At 58.5% G+C, this 25,159-nt stretch carries 24 protein-coding genes and 1 pseudogene; 12 read left to right on the top strand and 13 right to left on the bottom strand.

Annotation, left to right across the window (positions count from 1 at the left end; genetic code table 11):
- Positions 1–249: 249 nt before the first annotated feature.
- Positions 250–561: pseudogene (locus C8K63_RS16565) on the top strand (hypothetical protein); the annotation flags it as partial.
- A 76-nt stretch (positions 562–637) separates the two neighbouring features.
- Here C8K63_RS16565 and C8K63_RS16560 read toward each other — a convergent pair.
- Together C8K63_RS16560 and C8K63_RS16555 are read right to left on the bottom strand one after the other, a co-directional pair.
- A complete protein-coding gene (locus C8K63_RS16560) occupies positions 638–1,441 on the bottom strand; it encodes an SDR family NAD(P)-dependent oxidoreductase (RefSeq protein WP_108217704.1) in 804 nt (267 codons plus the stop codon).
- A gap of 2 nt (positions 1,442–1,443) precedes the next feature.
- The gene (locus tag C8K63_RS16555) at positions 1,444–2,355 is read right to left on the bottom strand and encodes a LysR substrate-binding domain-containing protein (protein ID WP_108217703.1); all 912 of its coding nucleotides are present in this window, start codon (positions 2,353–2,355) and stop codon (positions 1,444–1,446) included.
- A 107-nt stretch (positions 2,356–2,462) separates the two neighbouring features.
- Here C8K63_RS16555 and C8K63_RS16550 point away from each other — a divergent pair, with 107 nt between their 5' ends.
- The 3 genes from C8K63_RS16550 to C8K63_RS16540 all read left to right on the top strand — a co-directional run bounded on the left by C8K63_RS16550 (position 2,463) and on the right by C8K63_RS16540 (position 4,173).
- On the top strand, positions 2,463–2,819 hold the full coding sequence (locus C8K63_RS16550; RefSeq protein WP_108217702.1) for a hypothetical protein: 357 nt from the start codon (positions 2,463–2,465) through the stop codon (positions 2,817–2,819).
- 12 nt (positions 2,820–2,831) lie between these two features.
- Complete coding sequence (locus C8K63_RS16545) at positions 2,832–3,440, top strand: glutathione S-transferase (RefSeq protein WP_108217701.1); 609 nt, start codon at positions 2,832–2,834, stop codon at positions 3,438–3,440.
- A gap of 76 nt (positions 3,441–3,516) precedes the next feature.
- A complete protein-coding gene (locus C8K63_RS16540; protein WP_108217700.1) occupies positions 3,517–4,173 on the top strand; it encodes a glutathione S-transferase family protein in 657 nt (218 codons plus the stop codon).
- Here the strand turns inward: C8K63_RS16540 and C8K63_RS16535 are convergent.
- From C8K63_RS16535 to C8K63_RS16485, 11 genes are all read right to left on the bottom strand, one after another.
- The gene (locus tag C8K63_RS16535; RefSeq protein ID WP_108217699.1) at positions 4,149–4,649 is read right to left on the bottom strand and encodes a flavin reductase family protein; all 501 of its coding nucleotides are present in this window, start codon (positions 4,647–4,649) and stop codon (positions 4,149–4,151) included. The two genes, C8K63_RS16540 and C8K63_RS16535, sit on opposite strands and share 25 nt — an antisense overlap.
- Positions 4,650–4,662: 13 nt before the next feature.
- Complete coding sequence (locus C8K63_RS16530) at positions 4,663–5,961, bottom strand: aminotransferase class III-fold pyridoxal phosphate-dependent enzyme (protein WP_108217698.1); 1,299 nt, start codon at positions 5,959–5,961, stop codon at positions 4,663–4,665.
- 76 nt (positions 5,962–6,037) lie between these two features.
- A complete protein-coding gene (locus C8K63_RS16525) occupies positions 6,038–7,729 on the bottom strand; it encodes an NAD(P)/FAD-dependent oxidoreductase (protein WP_108217697.1) in 1,692 nt (563 codons plus the stop codon).
- Positions 7,730–7,765: 36 nt separating this feature from the next.
- A complete protein-coding gene (locus C8K63_RS16520; protein WP_108217696.1) occupies positions 7,766–8,257 on the bottom strand; it encodes a hypothetical protein in 492 nt (163 codons plus the stop codon).
- A gap of 19 nt (positions 8,258–8,276) precedes the next feature.
- Positions 8,277–9,401: a beta-ketoacyl-[acyl-carrier-protein] synthase family protein gene (locus C8K63_RS16515; protein WP_108217839.1), complete on the bottom strand. Its 1,125-nt coding sequence runs from the start codon at positions 9,399–9,401 to the stop codon at positions 8,277–8,279.
- Between the two features lie 59 nt (positions 9,402–9,460).
- A complete protein-coding gene (locus tag C8K63_RS16510; RefSeq protein WP_108217695.1) occupies positions 9,461–10,150 on the bottom strand; it encodes a hypothetical protein in 690 nt (229 codons plus the stop codon).
- A gap of 9 nt (positions 10,151–10,159) precedes the next feature.
- Positions 10,160–11,599 carry a class I adenylate-forming enzyme family protein gene (locus C8K63_RS16505; RefSeq protein WP_108217694.1) on the bottom strand — a complete coding sequence of 480 codons (1,440 nt, stop codon included), beginning with the start codon at positions 11,597–11,599 and terminating at the stop codon, positions 10,160–10,162.
- Positions 11,596–11,871, bottom strand: a complete 276-nt coding sequence (locus C8K63_RS16500) for an acyl carrier protein (protein WP_108217693.1) — start codon at positions 11,869–11,871, stop codon at positions 11,596–11,598. The genes C8K63_RS16505 and C8K63_RS16500 overlap by 4 nt, the downstream gene beginning before the upstream one ends.
- Before the next feature lie 25 nt (positions 11,872–11,896).
- Complete coding sequence (locus C8K63_RS16495; RefSeq protein WP_158273950.1) at positions 11,897–13,153, bottom strand: cation:proton antiporter; 1,257 nt, start codon at positions 13,151–13,153, stop codon at positions 11,897–11,899.
- Positions 13,154–13,264: 111 nt separating this feature from the next.
- Entirely contained in the window at positions 13,265–14,443 is a 1,179-nt protein-coding gene (locus tag C8K63_RS16490; protein WP_108217691.1) for an MFS transporter, read from the bottom strand.
- Positions 14,440–14,853, bottom strand: a complete 414-nt coding sequence (locus C8K63_RS16485; protein WP_108217690.1) for a RidA family protein — start codon at positions 14,851–14,853, stop codon at positions 14,440–14,442. The genes C8K63_RS16490 and C8K63_RS16485 overlap by 4 nt, the downstream gene beginning before the upstream one ends.
- Before the next feature lie 1,139 nt (positions 14,854–15,992).
- Between C8K63_RS16485 and C8K63_RS16475 the strand changes: the two genes are divergently transcribed.
- From C8K63_RS16475 to C8K63_RS16445, 8 genes are all read left to right on the top strand, one after another.
- Complete coding sequence (locus tag C8K63_RS16475) at positions 15,993–16,313, top strand: hypothetical protein (RefSeq protein WP_108217689.1); 321 nt, start codon at positions 15,993–15,995, stop codon at positions 16,311–16,313.
- Between the two features lie 352 nt (positions 16,314–16,665).
- Positions 16,666–18,123, top strand: coding sequence for a serralysin family metalloprotease (locus C8K63_RS16470; protein ID WP_108217688.1), 1,458 nt, complete (start codon positions 16,666–16,668; stop codon positions 18,121–18,123).
- 86 nt (positions 18,124–18,209) lie between these two features.
- Positions 18,210–18,614, top strand: a complete 405-nt coding sequence (locus C8K63_RS16465; protein ID WP_108217687.1) for an AprI/Inh family metalloprotease inhibitor — start codon at positions 18,210–18,212, stop codon at positions 18,612–18,614.
- 110 nt (positions 18,615–18,724) lie between these two features.
- A complete protein-coding gene (locus C8K63_RS16460) occupies positions 18,725–20,500 on the top strand; it encodes a type I secretion system permease/ATPase (protein ID WP_108217686.1) in 1,776 nt (591 codons plus the stop codon).
- A gap of 11 nt (positions 20,501–20,511) precedes the next feature.
- Positions 20,512–21,846: an HlyD family type I secretion periplasmic adaptor subunit gene (locus tag C8K63_RS16455; RefSeq protein WP_256594958.1), complete on the top strand. Its 1,335-nt coding sequence runs from the start codon at positions 20,512–20,514 to the stop codon at positions 21,844–21,846.
- A gap of 2 nt (positions 21,847–21,848) precedes the next feature.
- A complete protein-coding gene (locus C8K63_RS16450; RefSeq protein ID WP_108217684.1) occupies positions 21,849–23,216 on the top strand; it encodes a TolC family outer membrane protein in 1,368 nt (455 codons plus the stop codon).
- A gap of 42 nt (positions 23,217–23,258) precedes the next feature.
- The gene (locus tag C8K63_RS30360) at positions 23,259–23,432 is read left to right on the top strand and encodes a hypothetical protein (RefSeq protein ID WP_158273949.1); all 174 of its coding nucleotides are present in this window, start codon (positions 23,259–23,261) and stop codon (positions 23,430–23,432) included.
- Positions 23,433–23,455: 23 nt separating this feature from the next.
- Positions 23,456–25,153 (top strand): polyurethanase, encoded by a 1,698-nt coding sequence (locus tag C8K63_RS16445; protein ID WP_108217683.1) that lies wholly within the window; start codon positions 23,456–23,458, stop codon positions 25,151–25,153.
- Positions 25,154–25,159 lie beyond the last annotated feature (6 nt).

Below are 25,159 nucleotides of genomic sequence, written 5' to 3'. Positions count from 1 at the left end.
GACCCCATCCTATCGGTTCAAAACAGACCTCTCTGGATTACTGCTCTGGATTACTGCGGCTTTTGCGAGTGGCCTACGTCTTCCGGGGTGGGGTGGGGGATTGAAAAAGTCGAACAGACGATGGAATCAGATATGTAAGTTCACTGCCGTATAGGCAGCTCAGAAAGTGGGTCAGGGTAATTAGTTGAGCGGTCATATGGAAGGATCTGAGAGGACGCCATCTCCCCGGAAATAGATCATTCCAAAATTGTGAGCAGCATGAGGATCGCCAGCGTTCGCTGCAATTCCCCCTATCTGGCGTTCGCCGCCCTGATCGCGGCTGGGCTTTCGGTAATCGACGAGAAGCTGGTCTTGCCGGATCCATTTGTCGGCGATGCCTATCGGGATAGCGAACTTCCGGAAATTCCGAAGACGCTGCGGGAGGCGATCGAAATCGGCTCGGATTCGATCTGGCTGCGCGAGGCCCTGGGCAATGAGGTTGTTGATCATTACCTCCACACCGCACGATGGGAGCAGTCCCAGTACGACCGGCGTGTCATGGACTGGGAGTTGGCCCGGGGGATTCGAGGGGGGGAATCGCTGCCTGGCTGTCTGCACTTCTGGTTGGCTTATCCAGTAACCACAAACAGTCACGGCGCTATAGCGACGGATGCAGCCCTCCATCCATGTCGATGACCGCTCCGGTCACGTAACTGGCTCGCGGGCTGGCCAGGAACAGCGCAACATCGGCGATTTCCTCGGGGTTTGCCAGCCGCCCGATGGGCAGTGCGGCTTCCTTGGCTTTCAACACGGCCTCGACGGTCGAATTGCCCAGCCCGGCCTCGAAGGCCAGGGTTTTTTCCGTGCGCTCGGTAAGGGTCAGGCCGGGGTTGATTGCGTTGATTCGTATGGCACTCGACGCATAGGCGTTGGCCAGGCCGGCGTTGAGAAACAGTAACGCGGCGTTGGCCAGGCCACCGGCCAGATGGTTGGCCATCACATGGCGGCCGCCAATGCCGATGATGTTCACAATAGCCTTGTCCTCCCGTGAACCGCTGCCACGCTGGCGGCGAAAACACTGTAATGCCTCGTTCTGCATGTTCAGATAGGGCGTGAACTTGGCGTGCAGGGCCGCGTGGAAGTGGGCCGGCTCCAGCGCATCGAGTGCATGCTTCTTCGCTGCGCCTGCACAGTTGATCAGGATGTCGAGCGGCCCCAGTTCTTCCTCAAGGATCGCCATGGTCGACGCGCAACCATCGGCCGAGGCCAGATCCTGGGCATGGGTGATCACCTGTAATCCGCGCCTGGCGAACTCGCCCCGGGCTGCCTCCAGATGGGCACGGTCGCGGGAAATGATCGCGACCTGTGCGCCCTCTGCCGCAAATGCCAGGGCACAGGCCAGTCCAATGCCTTTGCTGCCGCCGGTGACGATCACGCGTTTACCGTTCAGGTGCAGATCCATGCTCACTCCGTTTGGTTGTTTCCGGGGTTCAGTTCATTTAGGTAGACATCGACTTCACTGGCCAGCCAACTGGAAAATTCCCGCTGCTTGGCTTCCGAGCGCTCACGGTTGGGCAGCACTTGCCAGTAGGGGTAAGGGTAGGGGGCTGTGAACTCGGAAAGCTGCACGAGCTCTCCGCGTTGGATAGCGTCGTGCACAAGGCTGCGACGCTCCAGCGCAATGCCCTGGCCAAGGCGCACGGCCTGCAGCACCAGGTTGGAGTCATTGCTGCAAAGGCCGATGCGCGGAGCATCAAGATCCAGGCCTGCCGCCTGGCACCACGGCTGCCACGACTCCATGTTGAAGATGATGTTGCTGCTGATGATCTCTTCGGGGGTCTGCGGCAGCGCCCCATCATTGAAATGCGGGGCGGCAACCACGACCGTTTCATCGTGAAACAGCAGGCGGTGCTCCAGCCCGTCCCAATCGCCCTTGCCCATGCGGATACCGACATCGACAGACTCGCGAGTCAGGTTCGATACAGCCAGACTGGCCTGTAGACGAATGCTGATATGCGGTTGCAACTGCTGGAACCTTGGCAGACGAGGCAGCAGCCAACTGAAGCCGAACGATGGCAGAACGGCAACCACCAGCTCAGTGGATTTGGGCTGAGTCTTGATCAGTCGCGTGGCTTCGGCGATGTCGCTCAACGCTTCGCGGATCTGCAAGGCGTAAAGACGTCCGTCTTCGCTGACCCGCAAGCCGCGCCCCTCACGGACAAACAGGGTGACACCTATCATCTCTTCCAGCACTTTGATCTGCTGGCTGATGGCCGAATGGGTGACATGCAGTTCTTTGGCGGCGGCGGTGACACTGCCCAGCCTTGCAACCGATTCGAAACTGCGCAGACAGGTGATCGGGGGAACACTCGACATGTAATTTATTCTTACTGGTTATGGTAAAAAATACCGATATTCTAGCCGGTTGGTTCCATATAGTGTAAGTAATAGTGAGGTCTCTGGCCCGAGGGAGGACGAGTGCAATGGACGACGCATGGGGTGCACGGCAAACAGCAACGGGCAGGTCGGGTTTCGATGACCAGCAATGGCTGCAGGTTTCACTGGCCAAGGCGCAACTACTCTCGGTACGTTTCGCTCAGGACATTTATACACGGGCGGTCAGTGGCACACATTGGATCAGCACCGATGGCATCGATTTCTCGATCGGCCCCGGTGAGCGAGTGAAACTGTCGGCGGGGCTTGCCCTGATCGACGGCGAGGGAACGTTGCAGCTATCGCCTGTCGATGCGCCCGTAGAGCGGCACGCGAACTTGCGGTCGTGGCGGCTGGTCAATCTTTTCAAGCGCCGGGCATTGGCGCTGCAGATCAATATCAACTAGGGAGAGTGACGGATGAAACTCATTGGAATGCTGGATTCACCTTATGTTCGCAGAGTGGCTATTTCGCTGGATCTGTTGGGGGTGAAGTTCGAACATGACCCGCTGTCGGTGTTTAGCACCTTCGAGGCGTTTTCCAGGATCAACCCCGTCGTCAAGGCGCCGAGTCTGGTGCTCGATGACGATTCCGTGTTGATGGATTCGACGCTGATCATCGACTATTTCGAAACCTTGAGCACACCGGAAACCAAACTGTTGCCGCAGCAGCCCAAGGCATTGGCCGCGGCCTTGCGCACCCTAGGCCTGGCGCTGGCAGCGTGCGAGAAAACCGTACAGATTGTCTATGAGCACAATCTTCGTCCGGCCGAGAAGCTGCACCAGCCCTGGGTCGAACGCGTCACCCGCCAGTTGCTGGCAGCCTGCGCCGAGCTGGACAAACAACTGGCGGCGCAACCGTCACAAGGCGTGCGGCCCGATCAGGCCGCCATCACCAGCGCAGTTGCATGGTCGTTCATGCAGTTGATGCTGCCGGACGTGGTCAAGGCCGACGACTTCCCGACTCTAAAGGCCCATGCGGCGCATCTGGAACAGAGCGATCTGTTCAAACGCTACCCCATTGCCTGACCCCGAGCGCGGATCGGGCCTGATCCGACCGCGCCGACTTCCAGCCTGCCATTGCTGGCGTGTTTGAGCCGCTGCCATGTACACACTTTATTTCTCGCCTACGGCCAATGGTCACAAGATCGTGATCATGCTGGAGGCGCTCGGCGTTGCCTATCAGATCCAATGGGTAGACCTGGCGAAGGGTGAGCAACACCTGCCGGACTTCGCCCGATTGACTCCCCATGGAAAAATTCCGGTACTGGTCGACCATGAGCAGGGGCTGACCCTGCCCGAGTCCGGGGCCATCCTTCAATACCTGGCCGAGAAACACGCGCGTTTTCTGTCGCCGGCGGGGCCCGAACGCTATGAAGTGCTTCACTGGCTGGCATGGCAGATCAGCAGCCTGGGTCCCATGGCGGGACAGAACTATCACTTCCTGCATCAGAATGCCGAAGGCAACCAGTACGCCCGAACCCGCTATCTGGAGCAGACCGTACACCTGTTCAATACAGTGGAGAAAGCGCTGGCCGATCGTGACTTCATCTGCGCCGCCTATTCGATTGCCGACATGGCCATCTACCCTTGGTTGCGCATCCATGCCCAATTGAAAGTGGATATCCAGGGCCTACCCAATATCGTCGGGTATCTGCAGCGGATCGCCGGCCGGTCGGAAGTCGTGGCCGCCTATGCCAAAGGGGCAGCGGCCAAACCGCTGTCCCCGGCACATAATCAGGCGGGCGCGACGGCAGGCTGAGTCGTGGCGTAGCAGCCGCCGTGGAAAATCAGCGGCTCACCCTGGGCATGGTTGAAATCGAGCACTTCGCCCAGGAATATCCAATGGTCTCCACCGTCAAGCTGACGGTACTTGAAGCATTCGAACTGTGCGATGGCGCCGTGAATCAGGGGCATATCGTGCTTGCCCAGCGCGTAGCCGACGTTGTGGAATTTGTCGGGCAGCGGTTTGGCAAAACGGTCGCTGACCTCCCGCTGCCCGTGCGAAAGCACGTTGATGGCGAAACGGTCGGCGGCCTGGAACGCTGGAGTGCTCCAGGACTCCTTGCGCAAGCTCCACAGTACGAGGGCCGGTTCCAGCGAAACGGAGTTGAAACTGTTGACCGTCAGGCCGGTTGGCTGCCCAAGGGGATCGAGAGTGGTCACGATGCAGATGCCGGTGGCGAACTGGCCATAGGCATTGCGCAGGGCACGCTTGTCCGTAGCAATGGTGTTCATCGATGTTCCCTTCTCAAACGAATGATGAATGGCCTGTAATGGACGCCAGGCATTGACCCAGGATCGACAGTCCTTCGAACAGCGATGGACTGTCGATAGTCAATGGCATCAAGAAGCGGATGACGTTGTTTCGGGGGCCGCAAGCGAGCAGCAGCAAGCCCCGTTGCTGCGCCTGCCGTACAAGTTGGCGCGTCATCTCCGTCGCGGGCACGGATTGCTGGCGATCTTCGAAGAGCTCCATCGCCACCATCGCGCCTAGGCCACGGATCCGGCAACTGATGCCCAGGCCTGCGGTCGTTTCGATAAGTGCTTGGGTCAGCGTGTCGCCCAGGTTGAGCGCCTTGCTCAGCAATCGTTCCTCATCGATCACGTCCAGCACCGCCAGGGCCGCGGCACAGGCCAGCGGGTGGCCGGAATACGTGCCACCCAGCCCGCCGGGGCCGATGCTGTCCATCAGATCCGCGCGCCCGACCACTCCCGACAGCGGAAAGCCGCCGGCCACCGATTTGCCGAACACAATCAGATCGGCATGGGCGCCCATTTGCTCCATCGCGAAAAACGTGCCCGTGCGTCCTGCGCCGCATTGCACTTCATCGGCGACCAGTACGATGCCGTGTTTGTCGCAAAGGGCCCGCAGCGCCGCCATGAACGGCGGTGGTGCAACATGGAAACCGCCTTCGCCCTGAACCGGCTCGATGACGATTGCCGCGATATCGGTCGGAGCCGCGTCGCAGTAGAAAATTCGCTCCAGGCTGGCCAGGGCCTGCGCCGTGTCGACCCCATTGGAAGCGTCAGGGAATAGCGCACGATACACGTGACCGGGCATCAGCCCCATCGCGGTGCTGTACGGCGAAACCTTGGCGGTCATGGCCATCGTCAGGAACGTCCGACCATGGAAGGCCCCTGTGAACGCGATGACCCCGGTACGTCCGGTGGCCGCGCGCGCCACTTTGATGGCGCTTTCCACCGCCTCGGAGCCGGTGGTCAACAGCAGGCAGCGTTTGTCGAACGGGCCCGGCATGTTCCGGTTGATGCGTTCGCACACAGAGATGTAGCTCTCGTAGGGCGTTACTGCGAAACAGGTGTGCGAGAAATGTTCGAGCTGGGTGCGCACGGCCTCGACCACTCGAGGGTGCAAATGCCCGGTGTTGAGGGCGGCAATGCCGCCGGCAAAGTCAATGTAGTTTTTGCCGTTGGCATCGATGAGGCGTGAGTTGTAGGCGCTTTGTACGTAGACGGGGTGAAGCTGATTGATTCCCCGTGCCACGGCCAACTGCCGACGGGCGTCCAATGTAGGGAATTCACTCTGCATGGGTTGTCCTCCAGGCGATAGGCTTGTAGAGCCCGGCACAAGCGCATTACGCGTGCCGGGCTGCGTCAGTGTCGGATCAGCGCTGACGCCATTCGGCCAGCGCCAGATCGGCAGCCTTGTTCAAGGCTTCACGGTCGCCGTATCGGTAGCTGTCGAGGAAGTCGAATTTCACCGGCATCGCGCCACGGTCGAACAGCGGTTTGATACCGCCGGGCGCGTTGTGTGCCCACAACAGCAGCGAATCGGCGAACGGCTGGCTGGCACGGGACAGGAAACGGTTGGAGAAGTCGGCAAAATCGATAGGCAAATGCTCGCGATTTTCGTCGAACAGCTTCTGCAGGATTTCAATGGTGTGCGCTTCGCTTTGATTGCCGGCTGCGTAGCTTTCCATGGCCTCGCAGGCGTGTTCGAACAGCGCCTCGTAGGCCGGGCTTTCTATGGACAGGTGACCGGCATAGGTGGAGTTTTCGAAGGCCTGTCGCAATTTGTCATCGTCGCCGTCGGCCAGGTAGTCTGAGTAGATCTTGCGCAAGCGCAATACGCCGATGTAGCTGCCGCTGATCCAGACCCGGAACCAGGCATTCCACAACGGGAAGCTGTCGAAGGCGGTAAAGGAATTTGCGACCAGCCGGTCATTGATCCTGACCACTTCCAGGCTGTAGTCCTGGTAGGCGAGGAAGTCGCGCTTGTTCCAGGTGTTGGTTTGGACGGCCTCGATGAGCGCCGGCGCCATCCGGGCAATCGACTCGAAGGTGTTGACCAGACCGCGGGAAAACAGTGGATCGACAAACCCCACCGCGTGTCCCAGCAAGCAGTAGCGATCGCCCACGCTTTCGCGGCTGGTGTAGTTGAGGCGTGGCGCCACGGTCCATTCCCGGACACGGGCAGCCCCTTCAAAATGCCGCGCTACGGTCGGGTGTTCATCGAGGAAGCGCTGGAATTCTTCTTCCGGATCGACTGCCGGGCCATGTTTGTCGATATCCACTTGCAGACCGATGCTGCACAGGGTGTTGGTCGAATGCGGATGGTTGTCGAACGGGATGATCCACAACCAGCCGCCTTCGAACATATGGTGCAGGGTGCTTTGTGCCAGCGCCGTCGGCGAACCGGTCACGTCGGTGCCGGCCACAACTTCTTCATACAGTTTTACGCCGGTCATGTGTGTGAATAGCGAACGAGTGCGTGCCTGCATTTCCCGCGCCCCTTTGCGCAGACCGAACTTGTCGGCGATCGGCGAGCGATAGCCGGCGGCGTCGACCACGTAACTGGCCTGGATCCGCTCGTTGCCCAGATTCAGTAGCATGCCATCGGGTGTTTCTTCGATGTCCTGGATGCGCACCTGTTGCCGGATGGTCGCCCCCAGGCGCGCCGCCAGGGCCAGGTAGTAGGCATCGACATCCTGGCGGAACAAGTGGGCTTCCGGTGCGATCACTGGTGTGGACACGACATCAAGCGGATCGTGTTCGCGGTTCTTGCCGTTCCAGGCGAAGCTGAAGGCCAGTTTGATGCCGGCGCTCGATGAGCCAACGTGTTTGATCAATGAATTCAGCTCGCCAGGGTAGGCCAGCTCCGGAATGCCGTAGCGCTTGGCCAGGATTTTCAGCAGCACGGCGCTTTCCGGCACCATCGATTCGCCAACGGCGAAACGGGGGTGGGTACCCGCATCGATGATGACGGTCTTGACGCCTTGATTGGCCAGAATCGCACCAAGCATGGTGCCCGCGATACCGCTACCGATGATTGCAACATCAAAAGTCTGGTTTTGCATTTTCGATTTCTCAACGTGGAGGGCGAATAGGGACAGTCACAAACAAACAAGCCGGGTTTCGACATCGATCGCACGATCGACCCCGAAATCAGCGCGACACAAAAAGAGGTAATCGGCCTGACCGCTTTGCAGCCAGTGGTGTGCCAGGCTCTCAGCGATGGGCCTGGCAGTGGCGCCAGGCATCGTGAGTACCAGCGTCGGCCCTTGGAAACCGTACCGGGTACAGCAAACGGAGAGCGGGGCGCCGGCATTGGCGTTGATGAAGTCGATCGGCGACACACGGCTGCGCGCTTGGACGTCGCCTACGATCTTTGCTGTCAGATGACTCGGAAACGCGCTGCCATACTGGATCATCCCGACATTGCCCCGATGGGCGTGCAGCACGTCCTGGTGGCGTCGCTGCAAGGCGTCGACGCTTTCCAGCACGCTGAAGACCAGGGGGTCGGCACTCTTGAGGCCCCGACGCAAGGATTCGTCGAGATCCGAATAGGTCAGCGAACTGGCATTGCTGTTGTCGATTGTTTTCATCTCAGCTCCTCAGGCGGCCTTATTGGTCAAAGCGCTGGAAAACCAGAGCGGTGTTGAAACCGCCGAACCCAATGGTCAGGCTCAGGCCCACTTTGCTGCGGGTACAGGCCGGCTCCCGGATCGGCAGATCGAACTCCAGATTCGGCAGCGGCTGCTGCAGGCCGAAGACTGGCGGAACACGCTGGGTCTGCAAGGCTTTGATCAGGGCGATGGCTTCAATGGCACCGGTGGCCCCCAGGGTGTGCCCGAAGGCGCCCTTGGTCGCGAAGACCAGGGGGTGGTAGTCGCCGAAGTACTCGTTGTAAGCGGCACTTTCGACGCGGTCGTTCGTATAGGTGCCCGAACCATGGGCATTGATGAGACCGATCTGGTTGCGGCTCAGGTCGGCCTCGGCCAGCGCGCGATCCAGCGCCAGACGAATGCCGGCCCCCGTTTCGTCCGGCGCGGTCAGGCCGGCGGCATCGTTGGAGGCGCCGCATCCGACCAGATAGGCATAGGGCTTGTGTCTCTCCAGGCCTTCGCGCTGCAGCACGACAAACCCCGCGCCCTCGCCGAGAAGGGTGCCGTCGTGGCTTTGGTCGAAGGACTTCAAGGTGGTAGATGACAGCGTGCCCAGTGCGGTGTGTGCCAGCCGCTTGGCATCCCCCAGCACATCGGCGCCCCCGCAAACGCACAGGTCGGCCTGCCCGGAGCGGATCAGGTGCGCGCCAATCAGAATGGCATCCGAGCCCGATGAACACGCCGTCGACAACGCCAGCGGAGTCATGCCGACCCGAGCGCCGACTTCATCGGTCCATTGGTTCAAAGGATCCTGGTGATGCGCCTCGCTGTCGAGGCGGTAGCCCAGGCTCGTACCTATGATCAGGAATGCGTGTGGGTTCGGTGTTTGCACATCGACCTTCGCATCGGCCAGTGCGGATTTGACGCATTGCGCGGTGAGTTTGATCAGCCGCGCCTTGCGGTCGGGGCTGTCGACGTCCTCTAAGTAGGCAGCGCGGTCGTTTTTGAGCCGCAACTCACTGGGCAATTGCCGTATGCCTGACTCTCCATCGAGTAGACGGGAAACCACAGCATTCACGTCATAGCCTAATGCAGTGTTCCATCCCAGGCCTGTCACAACGACGACATTTGATCGGATATCCATGATCGCCACCTCAAACATTTGCATAGGAATAAAGCGTTGCCAGCGTCGATGCCGGACAACTAACTGAAATCGAAGACCCGTTGAAACTCGTCGAGCGGTTTACCGCTCACCGGTGATGGATGAAAGTTGTCTTCGATCACGAGCCCCTTGAGCTCGATATGGCGAACAAAAGGTTCTTTCTGCAGCCAGCGTTCGCTATAAATGAACGGCGTAGCGATATCGGCGGCATTGAAACCGTCCAGTTCGGCTGGATGGACAACTTTGCGGTTGGGCTTGTCCAGTACCTGGGCGTAGGCAGACACATCGAAGTAACGGATGCGCTGTTCCCTCACGACGGCATTGATGCAATGCCAGCGCTGGGGCAGGTACAGATAGTTCACGAAGATGTTGCGCACGGCATAAACGCGTTCGCCGGTCATGACATGCAGCAATGTCCCGGCGACATCCGCCATTTGCGAACAGAAGCAGGGCAGGCGACTGCCGGGGTCAAGCATCGCCTGCAAGTAGTCATCAACGCTCAACGCCGCAATGATGTTGTCCCGATAATGCTCATAGCGCGTTATATGAAGCGACCATTCATCCTTGGGGTACTTCAGGCGAACGATCTCGGGGGAATACGTCTTGAACACATCCGGCTCTTGCAGAACGTGACACAGGGTCAAGGGAACGCTGGCCATGATGTCTTCAATCGAGCCAAGTCCGTGCTGCGCGATGATCTGTTGAGCCAATGAACGGGTATGACTGTTCATGAAGGTTCCTTACTTGTGGTTCGTCATGCTCAAGGCATCGCGATGCAGCAGCGCTATCGCCAGCGGCCGCTCGTAATGTTTGAGTTGTTTCAAAAGGCGGGTCTTGAAGTAGTCACCCTCGTTTTCCTGAACTACGTCACGATCAACGGTCAGTTCCAACTGAAATCCCGCCGGAACGGACGAGTCGCTCACCACTTCGGTTCTGCACGCCAGGACACCGGGCACGCGCTTGCACATCTGTTTGATCGCACCCAGGTTCACTTTCTCGTCACGGATGACGATGAAGTCGGAGTGACGACCTTTGAAGTACAGATAACCGTCGTGATCCTGGCTGAAGATGTCGCCTGTTTTCAGCCAGCGCTTGCCGTTCAACTCGATGATCGGAGTGTGGCTGTCCTGGCCTATCTTTCTGGTCAGCAACGTGTCCGAACTCACCAGCAACTCGCCTTCGGCGCTGTCCGGGCTCGGCCGCAGAATCATGACCTGAGTGCCCTCCAAGGGCAGCCCGACTGAACTCAGTTGCTGGGGTGATGCCCGATGCGCCGCGCAGGTCGACACCCGCGGACCGGCCTCGCTGATGCCGTAAGTCAGGTACAGCTCCAGCCCTGGATTGGCGGTCAGGCATTGGTTCACTTCCGTCGCGGCTGCCAGATCGCCCCCCACAGTCAGCAGGCGCAGGCACCCCGGAAGCGACTGTGAATGGGCATTGATCTGTCGCAGCAGCACCGGCGTCACGGAGCTGGCCGTGATGCGATGCTCGTGGATGTCCTCCAGGTAGGTGGGCACAAGAAACGGAGGGCCGCTGATGACAAGGTGGGCGCCGAGCTCCAGTGCCGCAATCGTCTGGGCGACCAGTGCCGTGGAGTAGTACATCGGCAGGTTGACCAGAATGCGGTCGGTTCGGCCGAGGCCGATGCTGCGGGCATGGCGCAGCGCGTTGTTTTGCAAGGCGCTGAACCAGTGGACGCACCCGCTGCTGAAGGCCCGTGACGTACCTGAAGTGGCGATGACGACCTGGCCCGGTTGTGTGATTGGCAACGGTGCATTCTGCACCCGGCCCACCTGCCAGCGCCCCAGGTCTTGCACGTTCTGCACCCCGTAACTTTCCCAGGTCGCGTCGTGAGTGGCCGAACGGATCAGCGCGCCGGCACCGAAATCCCGTACCATCTGCATGACCCGATCCCCGGGGGTCGTGGGTGCGATCAAGGCCGGAACGTGGTTGCTGTTCAAGACGGCGGCGAACATGGCCAGTAGATCGGGGCTGTTGGGGACGGCGATCAACACCACTTGTCCCGCCGGCAGCGATTGATCCAGCCAGTAGGCGATGTATTGCCGGTAAAGCCGGGCTACATCGGTTCGCTCGCCCACGCTGGCGGTGGTGGAAATGTTTTCCAGTTGGCCGGGAGAAATGAAGTCTTCCCTTTGCCCGATATTGGTGAGGCTTTTCATCGTTGCAACGCCCCGGACTTTTCAATGATCAGGCTGGACAGCGTGTGCACGCTGAAGAAGTGCTCGGGAACAAACTCTTCTTCATCGATCTGGATCTTGAACTCCTCTTCGCACTGGAACTTGAGTTCGATAAAGCCAATGGAGTCGACACCCACTTCCGATGCCAGCCCCGCCGTCTCGTTGATTCCCGCAATCGGAATGTCCAGGTCAAGACGCTCGGAGATGATTTCCTTGATCTTATTGGCTACAAGAATTGCATTCAGCTGAGTCATGTTTAGCTCCACAAGGGTCATTGCATCAATTGAAGTTTTTTTCCGCGATGGCGGGCCGGGCAAATACCTGGGTGTTGCGTTGCGTCAGTCGACGAACCAGAGGCGTGGTCGTTGCCGTGACGATCAGCGCCACGGTCACCAGCAAGCTGTAAACGGTCGGGGAAATGAGGTGCAGCTCCAGTCCGATGGACAGCACAACCAGCTCCATCAGGCCGCGGGTGTTCATCAATGCACCGGTCAATGTCGAATCCCGGGTAGAGAAGCCGCTGCGGCGAGCGCCGATGTAAGCACCGAGAAACTTGCTGACAAAGGCCGCGACCAAAAAAATCAGCAACCATTGGAGCTCCACGGCATTGCTGACAGTGGTCAGGGAGGTCTTTAGTCCGGCGCTGGCAAAGAAGATCGGCAGCAGAAATAACCTCAGGAAGCCGCCGATCTGCCGGTTCCAGTAACTGGCAAAACCAGGCGCGCGGCTGATCATGGCGCCCGCCAGCAGGGCACCGATTCCGGCATGAAGTTGCAGATGCAGGGTCACCCAGGCGCTTGCCAGCAGGTAACACAGCACCCAGGGTAGGTGTCGCGGGTACTCGGAAGCGTCGATCCTAGCCAGACTGCGCTCGATCCACTGCAATGATAGGACGATGTAACTCGCCACCCCCAACAGCAGGCAGAACCCGAACAGCGCGACCAGTTTCAAGTCGTAGCGGAACGCGGCGAACACGATGACCGCGCCCAAGGCGAGCCAGCCTGCAATGTCAGTCAATACTGCGGCGCGAAGCGTGACAGCCACGGCAGGCAGATCGTTGATTCCCAGGTCTTCAACGATGCGGATCATGACGGGGAGCGCGGAGACGGCCAGCGCAATGCCGCAAAAGACAATAAAGGAGAACTTGTCGAAACCGGATGCCAGTACCGGGTGCGCGTACCAGGCCACAACGACGCCCGTTATGAAGGGTAGTACGAGGCCAGCAACGGCAACTCTGAGAGCAGATTTGTTTTCCTGATGAGAGCGAAGACTGTCGGTCGGAGAAATATGCATGCCGACTTCAAACATCAACAAGACCAGTGCAAGTTCAGCCAGCGTACTGATCCAGCCAATATTTTCGGCGGCAAACAGGGAAGACTGTACGCCCAGTGTTTGAAGTAACGGTTGCAGAAAAGTGGGGCCAAGCAGGATGCCTGCGGTGATTTCTCCCACCACCCTGCATTGACCTATGCGTTGCGCCAAACCACCTAACAGCTGGCCGACAAGAAGAATCGCTAATAATTGCAGGGTGAACATAACAGTCATCTCCAGCAGTGCGAGTGCGCGGGCACCACCAGACGCATAACTTGCCGTCCGGTAAGTTAATGAATTAGTGGCAGGGATTTAGCTGGTTACTGGCGCGGATTCTTATTTAACTGTCTGTATGTCGAACGCGGCGTTCTTACTATTCTTCCAGGTTATTACCAGACCCAGGGTCGTTACGATGAATGCACTTATACAAATGCCTTGCCAACCTGATTGCTGGTAGATGTAACCGGCAGACAGTGAACCCAGGGCACCGCAGCCGTAATAACAGAGCATGTACACCGCAAACAGACTACTGCGCAGGCCGGGGTCAAGCCGAAGCGCGCGGGTCTGGTTCGCCACTTGGGCTGAAAAGCAGCCCAGATCGAACAGAATGACTCCAATCACCAGCCCGACAATGGAATGGGGGAACAAGTACAGGATGACCACTCCTGCAAGCACCAGCAGCAGGCCCAAGGCGATGACGGCGCGACTGCCGATCCGGTCTGCCAGGGCTCCTGCGTAGCGGGACATCAGTAATCCGGCAATCCCAGCTAGGCCGAACAGTCCGGTGGTCGTAGGGTCAAGGCTGATGGGGGCGGCCTGCAAATGCAGCATCAAGGCCACCCACAGCATGCTGAAGACAAAGAACCATGCCCCGCCCACCATGACCGACTCCCTCAGGACGGGGTATCGCCCAAGAAGCCCCGGCAATTTCCCGAGCACCTGGCGGTAGGACGTTTTGTGCAGGGCCGGGGAAGAAGGCATTACCAGCCACCCCACGACCGCCAATGCCAGCATCAACGCCGAGATGCACATCAGCATGTGCTGCCAGCCCCAGGCCTGGGCGATCGCTCCGCCCACGAACCTGGCAAGCAGGATGCCTGCGCTGATCCCCATGGTGATAGTGCCAACCGTGCTGCCCCGTTCGCTCAACTGGAATCCCAGTGCATTGAGCTGAATCGCATTGGTCGCCATCACGCCGATCACGATGCAGGTGACGAAGAACAGAGCGGGGGACGTACACAGTGTGGCCAGCCAGATCGCCGCGCCAAGTACCAGGAACTGCCAGATGATCTGGGTGCGCTTGTTGAACACATCCCCCAGCGGAACGATCAGCAAGATGCCGAGCATGTAGCCGATCTGGGTGCTGGCTGCGATGAGACCGGCGCTGGACAGGTCAATGCGCAGGGTATTGGCGACGGCGGGCAATACCGGTTGCAGCAAATAATTGCTGGCCATGGCCGTTCCTGCGGCAATACTGGCGAAGACGGTAAAAAAGGGCGATAGGCGGATACTCATGCCGACTCCGGGATATCGACTGTCTTTTGACGGCGTGCCACCACTTCCATGGCGACGATCATCTTCCGCTCGGGGAAGGGCAGCACGTGAAGGAGGGTGAAGGCCGGGCGGATTTCGTTGAAGTACTCTCCGTGTACAGTTGCCGCCTCTTGCCATTGATCGATTTCGGTCAGATACATGCGGCTCTGTATGACATCATCAAGTTTGAAGTTGGCCTGTTCGAGAACTCGTGAGATGTTTTCAAGTACGATGCGAGTTTGTTCGGCAACACTTGTCGCCGTTATTTCTCCATTGGAATTCAGAGCACCTGTCTTGGATATGTACAGTGTGTCATCAACTTCGACTGCACGGGAAAAGCCGAACACCGCTTCCCATTTTGAGTTGGAAGAATGCAATTGCCGAACACTCATTTCAAGCACTTCCTTGGCTTTAGGGCTGACCAAATATAGGCGAGTCCCGGAATGAATGTCTAGTGAAAAAAAGCCCAATAAATGAATATTTTCTACATTGTCTCTCAAAATATTAAGACTTTATAGGGATATATGTAACTATATCTAAATAGTTGCAATGGTCGTGATTCATTCGCTCGCGCACCAGAAAGAGGCATTCATTGTGGAATCAGGTGCGCACCAAACAAGTGCCGAAGGCGGAAGCTGAAGAGATGCCTTAAACAACAAGTAGAACAAGTGGAGCCGCCTGTGTAGCAGCGAGTATTCCAGCAGCTATCGTTGCCGGCCTACTGGTTATTGTGCGCCTCGCTCAGCTTTCATGGGCCTTGTTAGCCAGCATCTTGGGTGGTGCTGCTGTTACTGCTGCGTTTTCATATCTTTCGGCTGACGGTAAAGAAGCGGATGCGTGCGACGCTGCTTGCCATTCGGGACGAGTTAAAGCGCCGACGTCATGAGCCTGTTCGAGTCGTGGGTCAGTGGCTTACCCGTGTGGTCAATGGATATTTCAACTACCACGCAGTGCCGGGAAACCTGATACGTCTTGGCGGTTTTCGGTTAGTGGTATGCCGTCTATGGCGGCAAGCCCTCAAGCGGCGGAGCCAGCGTAGCCGACTCCAATGGTCGCGCTATGGACGCCTTGCAGACCTCAATATACCGAGACCCAGAAATGCACATCCTTACCCTGAGGAACGCTTCGTCTCACGTACCTGAGGTAGGAGCCGTATGCGATAGTTCCGCACGCACGGATCTGTGGGGGGTGGCAGGTAACTGCCATTCCTACCGCGATCGCTTTGGCTGCATGAGGGATCAGATTAATAGGCTAGAAATGGTGTCCACTTGGTGGACACCATCGCCCTAAGCGTTGGATCAGAACGCTGGGGCGGCTGGATGGTTACTTCTAGCTCAATCAAGAGGGATTTAAGTCGTGCAGATGTTGGCTGAACTCTTTAAGTTTTCTTTTCATCATGGATGCTTGCCTGCTTTACAAAGCACATTCCGGCTCTCACTAGAAGAACTATCATCCCGTCATCAGCTCAAGAGGGGCCCCTGGCCGGCCATTCCCGGCACTCCCCTGGGGATCACGACAAGGATGGTTGCGCATGGATGACATCGTTCAGCCCCACACGCCCCAAGAAGAAGTCCAGCCTAAAGAAGTAAAAATCCTTGCCACCTTGGTGGCGAAGCTGAACCTTGCAGATTTCCAGAACGCCATCCCTGTGATTCGCCAGCTTCGCATCTTGAACGAGACGAGTGATCGTTTCGTCAATGCCACTCTTACCCTTAGCTCGGTGCCCGAGGTATTCAAGCCCAAGATCTGGCGAATTGACGAGATCGCAACAGATAGCTTCCGGGTCATACCTGGGCTTGAGGGAGCACAAACTGAAAAGCGCAAGGTGTTGGATAGAACACCACCGAGATAACTCACTAAACGTTTAATCCAATGAAAAGAGTGTGCGGGCACATCTATGAATAAACGTGGGAAGTGCGAAGGAGTCTACAAAATAAACTTACCATTATTTAATAATTAAATTGTCGATTGTCAGACAATTATTCCGGTCCGCCTATTTTTTAGATAACAGTGCCTACAGCACACCTATTGTTTTCGGGCATTTGCTTGGATAACAAAATTTTACATTAAAAAAGTAGTAGACGTTTGATTTCGAATTGTGTCAGTTTTCTTTCGCCTTCAATGGGCGAGTGATAGGGCGATCTCGCCAGAGATTGTCGCTATCTGACAAAAACTGTTCCATAGCTAAACAAGGAAGTGTGTTTATGTCGAAAGTGAAAGTCCACGTTATTGATTCCGCCGAACAGGCATTCCAGCCATTGCAAGCATTGGCTGTAGCCAGTCCTGCTTTCAACCAGATCAATAGCTTCAGCCATCAATATGATCGGGGTGGCAACCTCACGGTCAATGGCAAACCCTCGTTCTCCGTCGACCAGGCCGCCACCCAATTGCTGCGCGACGGTGCTGCCTACCAGGACAAGGACGGCAGCGGCAAAATCGAACTCACCTATACGTTCCTGACCTCGGCCTCGTCGAGCACCATGTACAAGCACGGGATTACCGGGTTCAGTCAGTTCAGCACGCTACAAAAAGCCCAGGCTGTGCTCGCCATGCAATCCTGGGCCGACGTGGCCAATGTCACCTTCACTGACAAGACTGCCGGCGGCGACGGTCACATGACCTTCGGTAACTACAGCGGCGGCCAGGATGGCGCAGCGGCGTTTGCTTACCTGCCTGGCACGGGCGCCGGTTATGACGGAGCTTCCTGGTACCTGATCAACAGCAGCTACACGCCCAACAAGACCCCGGACCTGAATAACTATGGCCGGCAAACCCTGACCCACGAAATCGGTCACTCCCTGGGCCTGGCCCACCCTGGCGACTACAACGCCGGCGAAGGCGCGCCGACCTACAACGACGCGTCCTACGGGCAAGACACCCGCGGCTACAGCGTCATGAGCTACTGGAGTGAAAGCAATACCAGCCAGAACTTCAGCAAGGGTGGCGTCGAAGCCTATTCGTCCGGCCCGCTGATGGACGATATCGCAGCCATTCAGAAGCTCTACGGCGCCAACACCACGATCCGTACCGGCGACACCACCTACGGCTTCAACTCCAACGCCGGACGCGATTTCCTCAACGCGTCTTCATCGTCGGATAAAGTGGTGTTCTCGGTGTGGGACGCGGGCGGCAAGGACACTCTGGATTTCTCCGGTTTCACCCAGAACCAGAAGATCAACCTCAATGAAGCCTCGTTCTCCGACGTTGGTGGCATGGTGGGTAACGTATCCATTGCCAAGGGTGTCACTGTCGAGAACGCTATCGGCGGTTCGGGCAGCGATCTGCTGATCGGCAACAACGTGTCCAACGAGCTGAAGGGCGGTGCCGGCTACGACATCCTTTACGGCGCTGGTGGTGCGGATAAGTTGTGGGGCGGCGTCGGCTCGGACACTTTCGTGTTCGCGGCCAGCAGCGACTCGAAACCCGGTGCGGTCGACCAGATCCTCGATTTTGTCAGCGGCCTGGACAAGATCGACCTGACCGGCATCACCAACGGCGCAGGCCTGCATTTTGTCAGTGCATTCACCGGTGCGGCAGGCGATGCGGTGTTGAGCAATTCGGCCGGCAACAGCCTGTTGTCGGTGGACTTCTCCGGGCATGGCTTGGCTGACTTCCTGGTCAGCACCGTGGGCCAGGCGGCGTACTCGGACATCGCGGCGTGATGTGACGTGAGAAAGGAGGACGGCGCTTCATGCGCCGCCCTCTGTCCTCGCTGCGAACAAAGCTACGGTGCGGAGTAAAACGTCCCATGACGCAACGCGTCTTTACCTGCAAAAACAGCGTGTGGCTATCGGCGGCGCTGATGATGTTTTTTGGAGATCTAACCATGGCAAACAGCCTGAAATTAGCGGACCCGTCGGAACTCGCCGGAAAATGGCAAGTCCGGGAAGGCTCGTCCGAATTGGTGCAGGACCGACAGCCGAATGGTTGCCTGATTGAATTGAAACTGGACCAGACGCTGGGCGGTCAACTCGATTGCATGGTGCGCTGGCTGGGACAGGCTCCCACCGGCTGGTTCCCCGAACCGGACGGGATTGCATTGACCAACCATGAAGGTTCGAAAACAGCATTTTTCAGTCGACAGAAGAGTGAGTTTTATAAGCTGACATTGCCTGTTGGATTCAATGTGTCGCTGCAGCGAGCGCCAGAGTAAAAGCACCAGGTTAAGTTGATGGCCTAATGCCTCTATCTAAAAGTGGGTCTGTTCGTTTAACGAATGGCGTAATGGGTTGTGCCTGTGAGTAATCAACTCAAGGAAGATTAATGAAGATGGCGAAGACCACTCCTGCTGCACCTTTAGTTCGAGCACTGGGTGATTACAAGGGTATTTTGATTAGCGTCGCCAGTTTCACTGCACTGATCAATATTTTGATGTTAGTGCCCTCTATTTACATGCTTCAGGTCTATGATCGGGTCTTGTCTTCGCAAAATGAAACGACATTGGCCATGCTGTCGCTGATGGTTGTCGGGTTCTTTGCCTTTATCGGTTTGCTGGAAGTTATTCGCAGCTTTATCGTCATCCGTATTGGCAGTCAGTTGGAGCGGCGCTTCAACCTGCGGGTCTATCAGGCGGCTTTCGAACGTAATCTGTTCAAGGGCGAGGGTAACGCCGGGCAGGCATTGGGCGATCTGACGCACATTCGTCAGTTTGTCACCGGCCCGGCGTTGTTTGCCTTCTTCGATGCGCCTTGGTTTCCGGTCTACCTGTTCGTGATCTATCTGTTCAACGTCTGGCTCGGGGTTTTTGCCACGGCGGGGGCGGTGCTGCTGATCGGGCTGGCCTGGCTCAACGAGGCGATGACCAAAAAGCCCTTGGGCGAAGCGGCGGGTTTTTCCCAGAAGTCCAGCCAACTGGCCACCAGTCACCTGCATAACGCCGAAACCATCCAGGCCATGGGCATGCTGGGGGTTTTGCGCAACCGCTGGTTCCAGGTGCATTCAGGTTTCCTCGGCCTGCAGAACCAGGCCAGTGACACTGGTGCCGTCATCAGCTCCTTGAGCAAAACCCTGCGCCTGTGCCTGCAATCCCTGGTACTGGGTCTTGGCGCCTTGCTGGTGATCAAGGGCGACATGACTGCCGGGATGATGATCGCAGGTTCGATCCTGATGGGCCGCGTCCTGAGCCCCATCGATCAGTTGATCGCCGTGTGGAAACAGTGGAGCGGCGCCAAACTCGCGTACCGCCGTCTCGACGCCTTGTTGCAAGCGTTTCCATCGAGTGACGACGCCATGGCGCTGCCGGCGCCGAAGGGCCAGATCAGTTTCGAGCAAGTCAGCGCAAGTCCTCCGGGGCAACGTGCGGCAACCCTGCACATGGTCAATTTCAGCCTCGCTGCGGGGGAGGTGCTGGGCGTGCTCGGCGCTTCGGGTTCCGGCAAGTCGACATTGGCCCGGGTGCTGGTCGGTGTCTGGCCGACCCTCGGCGGTACGGTGCGGCTCGACGGTGCGGATATCCATCGCTGGAACCGCGACGACCTCGGTCCCTACATTGGGTACCTGCCACAGGACATCGAATTGTTCAGCGGTAGCATCGCGCAAAACATCGCGCGGTTCCGCGAAGCCGATGCACATAAAGTCGTTGAAGCCGCGCAGCAGGCCGGCGTGCATGAACTGATCCTGCGTTTGCCCCAGGGCTACGACACCGTACTCGGCGAGGACGGCAGTGGTTTGTCCGGTGGGCAGAAACAACGCGTGGCGCTGGCCCGTGCGCTGTATGGCCAACCGAGCCTGGTGGTGCTGGATGAACCGAACTCCAACCTCGACACCGTGGGCGAAGCGGCCCTGGCCGGTGCGATCGCACAAATGAAGGCCCAGGGCACCAGCGTGATTCTGGTCACCCATCGCTCATCCGCGCTGGCCCAGGCCGACAAGCTGCTGGTGCTCAATGACGGTCGCTTGCAGGCATTCGGCCCGAGCCAGGAGGTACTCAAGGCACTTTCCGGCGCCCAGGAACAGCAACGTGAAAAAGCTGCACAGACACCGGGCGGGCTCAGCATGAGCCGGCAGTATCAGCCCACGACAAGGAACTCGGGTGTATGAGCCACGCACACATGAGCAGTCAAAATGAAGCCACGGTGGAACACGATTACCTCGCGGAATGTCCTGAGCGCGACGCACGTTACTTTGCCCGGCTGGGCTGGATTCTGGCGATCGTCGGCGCTGGCAGTTTCTTCGTCTGGGCCAGTCTGGCGCCGCTCGATCAGGGCATTGCGGTGCAAGGCACGGTGGTGGTGTCGGGCAAGCGCAAGGCAGTGCAATCGATGAGCAGCGGCGTCGTTAGTCAGATTCTGGTGCGCGAAGGTCAGGTGGTGAAACAGGGTCAGCCGCTATTCCAGCTCGACCGGACCCAGGTCGCCGCCGACGTGCAATCCCTGCAAGCGCAGTACCGTATGGCCTGGGCCAGCCTTGCGCGTTGGCAGAGCGAACGGGACAACCTGAAACAAGTGAGTTTCCCCACCGAGTTGAGCAACGATCCCGACCCGCGCCTGGCGTTGGTGCTGGAAGGCCAGCGCCAGTTGTTCAGCAGCCGCCGCGATGCTTTCTCCCGCGAACAAGCGGCCCTGCGTGCCAGTATCGAAGGCGCCGGCGCGCAATTGGCCGGCATGCGCCGCGCCCGTACTGACCTGAGCGCCCAGGCCAACTCGCTGCAACAACAGCTGAGCAATCTCCAGCCCCTGGCGGACAACGGCTACATCCCGCGCAACCGACTAATGGAGTACCAGCGGCAGTTGTCGCAAGTTCAACAACAATTGGCAGAAAACACCGGCGAAAGCGGGCGCGTGGAGCAGGGCATCCTCGAATCGCACCTGAAGTTGCAACAACACATCGAGGAGTATCAGAAGGAAGTCCGTACCCAACTGGCCGATGCACAGCTCAAAAGCGTGACCCTGGAGGAACAACTGACCTCCGCCGGATTCGACCTGCAACACAGCGAGATCCTCGCCACGGCCGATGGCATCGCGGTCAACCTTGGGGTTCACACGGTCGGCGCGGTGGTGCGACAGGGCGAAAATCTGCTGGAGATCGTGCCCCAGGGCACTCGCCTGGAAGTGGAAGGGCACCTGCCGATCAACCTGGTCGACAAGGTCGGCACGCACTTGCCGGTGGACATTCTGTTCACCGCGTTCAACCAGAGCCGCACCCCGCGAGTACCGGGCGAAGTCAGCCTGATCTCCGCCGACCAGATGCTCGACGAGAAAACCGGCGCACCGTATTACGTGCTGCGCAGCAGCGTCAGCGATCAGGCCATGGAAAAACTCAACGGTCTGGTGATCAAACCCGGTATGCCGGCGGAAATGTTTGTGCGCACCGGTGAACGTTCACTCCTCAACTATTTGTTCAAACCGCTGCTCGACCGGGCAGGCTCCGCGTTGACCGAGGAATAAGGATGTTCGGTTGTATGAATAAGCTTTCCATGCTTGGGGCGGCACTCCTGCTGCTGGCGGGCAACCCGGCAGTAGCGGCCATGGGGCCGTTCGAGATTTACGAACAGGCGTTGCGCAACGACCCGGTATTCCTCGGCGCGATCAAGGAACGCGACGCCGGCCTGGAAAACCGCGCCATCGGCCGCGCCGGGCTGTTGCCGAGGCTGGGTTACAACTACAACAAGGGCCGCAACTCTTCCAAGGCCACCTACTTGAACGAGCACCGGCAAAACCAGACCGATGACCGCAACTACAGCAGTTACGGCTCAAGCCTGACCTTGCAACAACCGTTGCTCGACTACGAGGCCTACGCCGCTTATCGCAAGGGCGTGGCGCAGGCGTTGTTCGCCGATGAAAACTTTCGCGGCAAAAGCCAGGAGTTGCTGGTACGGGTGCTGGAAAACTACACCAAGGCCTTGTTCGCCCAGGACCAGATCGACATTGCCCAGGCCAAGAAAAAAGCCTTCGAGCAACAGTTCCAGCAGAACGAGCAGATGTTTCGCCAGGGCGAAGGCACGCGTACCGACATACTCGAAGCCGAGTCGCGCTATGAACTGGCAACTGCCGAGGAAATCGAGGCGCGCAACGAACAGGATGCGTCCTTGCGGGAGCTGGGTGCGCTCGTCGGCGTGCCCACTATCGACATCGCTGATCTGGCACCGCTGGAGCAGAACTTTCAGACCTTCACCCTGCAACCGGCCAATTACGACACCTGGCACGAGATGGCGGTGGCCAACAACCCGAACCTGGCCTCCCAGCGTCAGTCGCTGGAGGTAGCGCGCTACGAAGTCGAACGCAACCGCGCCGGGCACCTGCCCAAGGTCAGCGCCTACGCCACGGTGCGCCAGAACGAATCCGAAAGCGGCAACACCTACAACCAGCGTTACGACACCAACACCATCGGCATCGAAGTCAATGTGCCGTTGTATGCCGGCGGCGGGGTCTCGGCTTCGACCCGGCAGGCCAGCCGTGCGATGGAACAGGCCGAGTACGAATTGGACGGCAAGACCCGGGAAACCCTGATCGAGCTACGTCGGCAGTTCAGCGCCTGCCTGTCGGGGGTGAGCAAGCTGCGGGCCTATCAAAAAGCCCTGACTTCCGCTGAAGCGCTAGTGGTGTCGACCAAGCAAAGCATCCTGGGCGGTGAGCGGGTCAATCTCGATGCGCTGAACGCCGAACAACAACTGTTCACCACCCGCCGGGACCTCGCCCAGACCCGCTACGACTATCTGATGGCCTGGACCAGGTTGCATTACTACGCGGGTACCTTGAGCGAGCAGGATCTGGCTCGGGTGGACGAGGCGTTTGGCCAGGGGCCGAGGACTCGGTAACACCGCAGAACCTACACAAAAACAAAAAAGTGAGTGTTCAACATGGACGTATGCATCAAACCGGCCCCGGTCGGCATGCTGTTGCTATTGATTGGCGCAGGCTCGGAACAGGCCGCCGCAGCCTGGCTGGACACCGGCACCCTCGGCGATCCCGTCAGTTGGCGCAGCGCCGAGTTTCAACGCGACTGGGGCCTGACCCTGGCCTGGCAGTTCTGACTTGAAGGAAGAGAGAGCACAACATGGGATTGTTTGATTACAAAAATGCCGGCAGCGAGGCCGGCAAGGTGTTGTACAGCGATGCCATCGCCCTGACGTTGTATGCCTACGCACCTACCGGCCAGTCATTACCGGCCAATGGCTGGGCGCCGATCGGCGCCAATGCCCTGGGTTATCAAGGCAAGGTCGGGGCGCAGGGCACCTATTTCGGCGAGAAGGACGGTTTCACCAGCGCCGAAGCCGAAGTGCTCGGCAAGTACGACGCCGCCGGAAAACTGATCGGCATCGGCATTGCTTTTCGTGGCACCGGCGGGCTTGGCTACAACGACACGTTCGGCGACATGAAAAACAATCTGTTGGCGGCGGTAGGGCCGGTGGATTACGCGACCCACTACGCAAAAAACGCTTTCGATACGCTGCTCGAAAAAGTGGCTGCGTTCGCCATCACCCACGGCCTGAATGCCGGGGACGTGTTGGTCAGCGGTCACAGCCTCGGTGGCCTGGGGGTCAACAGCGTCGCCGAGCTGAGCGGGAAAAATTGGGGCGGCTTCTACAAGGACGCCAATTACATAGCGTTCGCTTCGCCAACCCAGAGCTCCACCGGCAATAACGTGCTGAACATTGGTTACGAGAACGATCCGGTGTTTCGGGTACTCGACGGCACCACCTTCAGCAGTGGCTCGCTGGGCAAGCATGACGGTCATCAAGCGTCGGCCACCAACAACATCGTCAACTTCAACGATCACTACGCATCCACTGCGCAAAACCTGGTGCCATTCAGCATTCTCAACCCGATGAGCTGGTCAGCCCATGGCTCGCTGGGCTACGCCGACGGATTGAACCGGGTGATCGACTCGCGCTTCTACGAGTTGACCGACAAGGATTCGACCCTGATCGTTTCCAACCTTTCGCAGTCGGCACGAGGTTCCACTTGGGTCGAGGATCTCGGACGCAGTGGCGAACCACACACCGGCAGCACGTTCATCATCGGCACCGACAGCGGCGACCTGCTCAAGGGCGGCCTCAGCAATGACTTTATCGAAGGTCGGGACGGCAACGACCGTTTCCGTGATGACGGCGGCTTCAACATTCTGTCGGGGGGCAAGGGCGTCAACACCTTCGAGCTGCAGAAACCGTTGCAAAACTTCAGCATCGCCAATGACGGCGAAGGCACATTGTTCGTGCGCGACGCGTATGGCGGCATCAGCATGACCCGGGACATCGGCGCACTGGTGGGCAAGGAGTCCGGGTCGTGGTGGGGGAGCAAGGAAGTCACCTACAGCGTGACTGCCAATGGTCTGCTCAATGATAGCGAATTGACCCACTACAGCCATTCGCTCAACGGTGACGCTTTGGGCAACACGCTGGAGGCCAGTGTCGTGGGCGACTGGCTGTTCGGTAACGGGGGTGATGATTTGCTGCGCAGCGACAAGGGCCATGTGACCTTCGTCGGCGGCGCCGGCAACGATGTGCTGCATTCCGGTGGCGGCAGCAACACGTTCCTGTTCAGCGGCGCCTTCGGGTTCGATGCGATCAATGGCTACCAGGGCAGCGACAAACTGGTGTTCATGGGCGTGGAAGGCGCGGGGCATGGCTACGACTACCGGCAACATGCGTCACAGGCCGGTCAAGACACACTACTCAAGGTTGGCGACTTTTCCGTGACCCTGGTAGGCGTCGGGCTGGATACCCTTTCGGCTTCCGGGTTCGTGTTTGCGTAACGGGTT

The sequence above is a fragment of the Pseudomonas sp. GV085 genome, from assembly GCF_003050925.1.
Lineage (GTDB): Bacteria > Pseudomonadota > Gammaproteobacteria > Pseudomonadales > Pseudomonadaceae > Aquipseudomonas.
This window is presented reverse-complemented; position numbering and strand designations above follow the sequence as displayed.

Excerpts from the sequence above, each read along its gene's own strand:
- C8K63_RS16555 (WP_108217703.1), bottom strand. The coding sequence starts at position 2,355 with ATGTCGAGTGTTCCCCCGATCACCTGTCTGCGCAGTTTCGAATCGGTT.
- C8K63_RS16535 (WP_108217699.1), bottom strand. The coding sequence starts at position 4,649 with ATGAACACCATTGCTACGGACAAGCGTGCCCTGCGCAATGCCTATGGC.
- C8K63_RS16540 (WP_108217700.1), top strand. The coding sequence starts at position 3,517 with ATGTACACACTTTATTTCTCGCCTACGGCCAATGGTCACAAGATCGTG.
- C8K63_RS16460 (WP_108217686.1), top strand. The coding sequence starts at position 18,725 with ATGAAGATGGCGAAGACCACTCCTGCTGCACCTTTAGTTCGAGCACTG.
- C8K63_RS16455 (WP_256594958.1), top strand. The coding sequence starts at position 20,512 with ATGAGCAGTCAAAATGAAGCCACGGTGGAACACGATTACCTCGCGGAA.
- C8K63_RS16490 (WP_108217691.1), bottom strand. The coding sequence starts at position 14,443 with ATGAGTATCCGCCTATCGCCCTTTTTTACCGTCTTCGCCAGTATTGCC.
- C8K63_RS16445 (WP_108217683.1), top strand. The coding sequence starts at position 23,456 with ATGGGATTGTTTGATTACAAAAATGCCGGCAGCGAGGCCGGCAAGGTG.
- C8K63_RS16550 (WP_108217702.1), top strand. The coding sequence starts at position 2,463 with ATGGACGACGCATGGGGTGCACGGCAAACAGCAACGGGCAGGTCGGGT.
- C8K63_RS16530 (WP_108217698.1), bottom strand. The coding sequence starts at position 5,961 with ATGCAGAGTGAATTCCCTACATTGGACGCCCGTCGGCAGTTGGCCGTG.
- C8K63_RS16515 (WP_108217839.1), bottom strand. The coding sequence starts at position 9,401 with ATGGATATCCGATCAAATGTCGTCGTTGTGACAGGCCTGGGATGGAAC.
- C8K63_RS16450 (WP_108217684.1), top strand. The coding sequence starts at position 21,849 with ATGTTCGGTTGTATGAATAAGCTTTCCATGCTTGGGGCGGCACTCCTG.
- C8K63_RS30360 (WP_158273949.1), top strand. The coding sequence starts at position 23,259 with ATGGACGTATGCATCAAACCGGCCCCGGTCGGCATGCTGTTGCTATTG.
- C8K63_RS16525 (WP_108217697.1), bottom strand. The coding sequence starts at position 7,729 with ATGCAAAACCAGACTTTTGATGTTGCAATCATCGGTAGCGGTATCGCG.
- C8K63_RS16475 (WP_108217689.1), top strand. The coding sequence starts at position 15,993 with ATGGATGACATCGTTCAGCCCCACACGCCCCAAGAAGAAGTCCAGCCT.
- C8K63_RS16520 (WP_108217696.1), bottom strand. The coding sequence starts at position 8,257 with ATGAAAACAATCGACAACAGCAATGCCAGTTCGCTGACCTATTCGGAT.
- C8K63_RS16495 (WP_158273950.1), bottom strand. The coding sequence starts at position 13,153 with ATGTTCACCCTGCAATTATTAGCGATTCTTCTTGTCGGCCAGCTGTTA.
- C8K63_RS16485 (WP_108217690.1), bottom strand. The coding sequence starts at position 14,853 with ATGAGTGTTCGGCAATTGCATTCTTCCAACTCAAAATGGGAAGCGGTG.
- C8K63_RS16500 (WP_108217693.1), bottom strand. The coding sequence starts at position 11,871 with ATGACTCAGCTGAATGCAATTCTTGTAGCCAATAAGATCAAGGAAATC.
- C8K63_RS16470 (WP_108217688.1), top strand. The coding sequence starts at position 16,666 with ATGTCGAAAGTGAAAGTCCACGTTATTGATTCCGCCGAACAGGCATTC.
- C8K63_RS16560 (WP_108217704.1), bottom strand. The coding sequence starts at position 1,441 with ATGGATCTGCACCTGAACGGTAAACGCGTGATCGTCACCGGCGGCAGC.
- C8K63_RS16505 (WP_108217694.1), bottom strand. The coding sequence starts at position 11,599 with ATGAAAAGCCTCACCAATATCGGGCAAAGGGAAGACTTCATTTCTCCC.
- C8K63_RS16510 (WP_108217695.1), bottom strand. The coding sequence starts at position 10,150 with ATGAACAGTCATACCCGTTCATTGGCTCAACAGATCATCGCGCAGCAC.
- C8K63_RS16545 (WP_108217701.1), top strand. The coding sequence starts at position 2,832 with ATGAAACTCATTGGAATGCTGGATTCACCTTATGTTCGCAGAGTGGCT.
- C8K63_RS16465 (WP_108217687.1), top strand. The coding sequence starts at position 18,210 with ATGACGCAACGCGTCTTTACCTGCAAAAACAGCGTGTGGCTATCGGCG.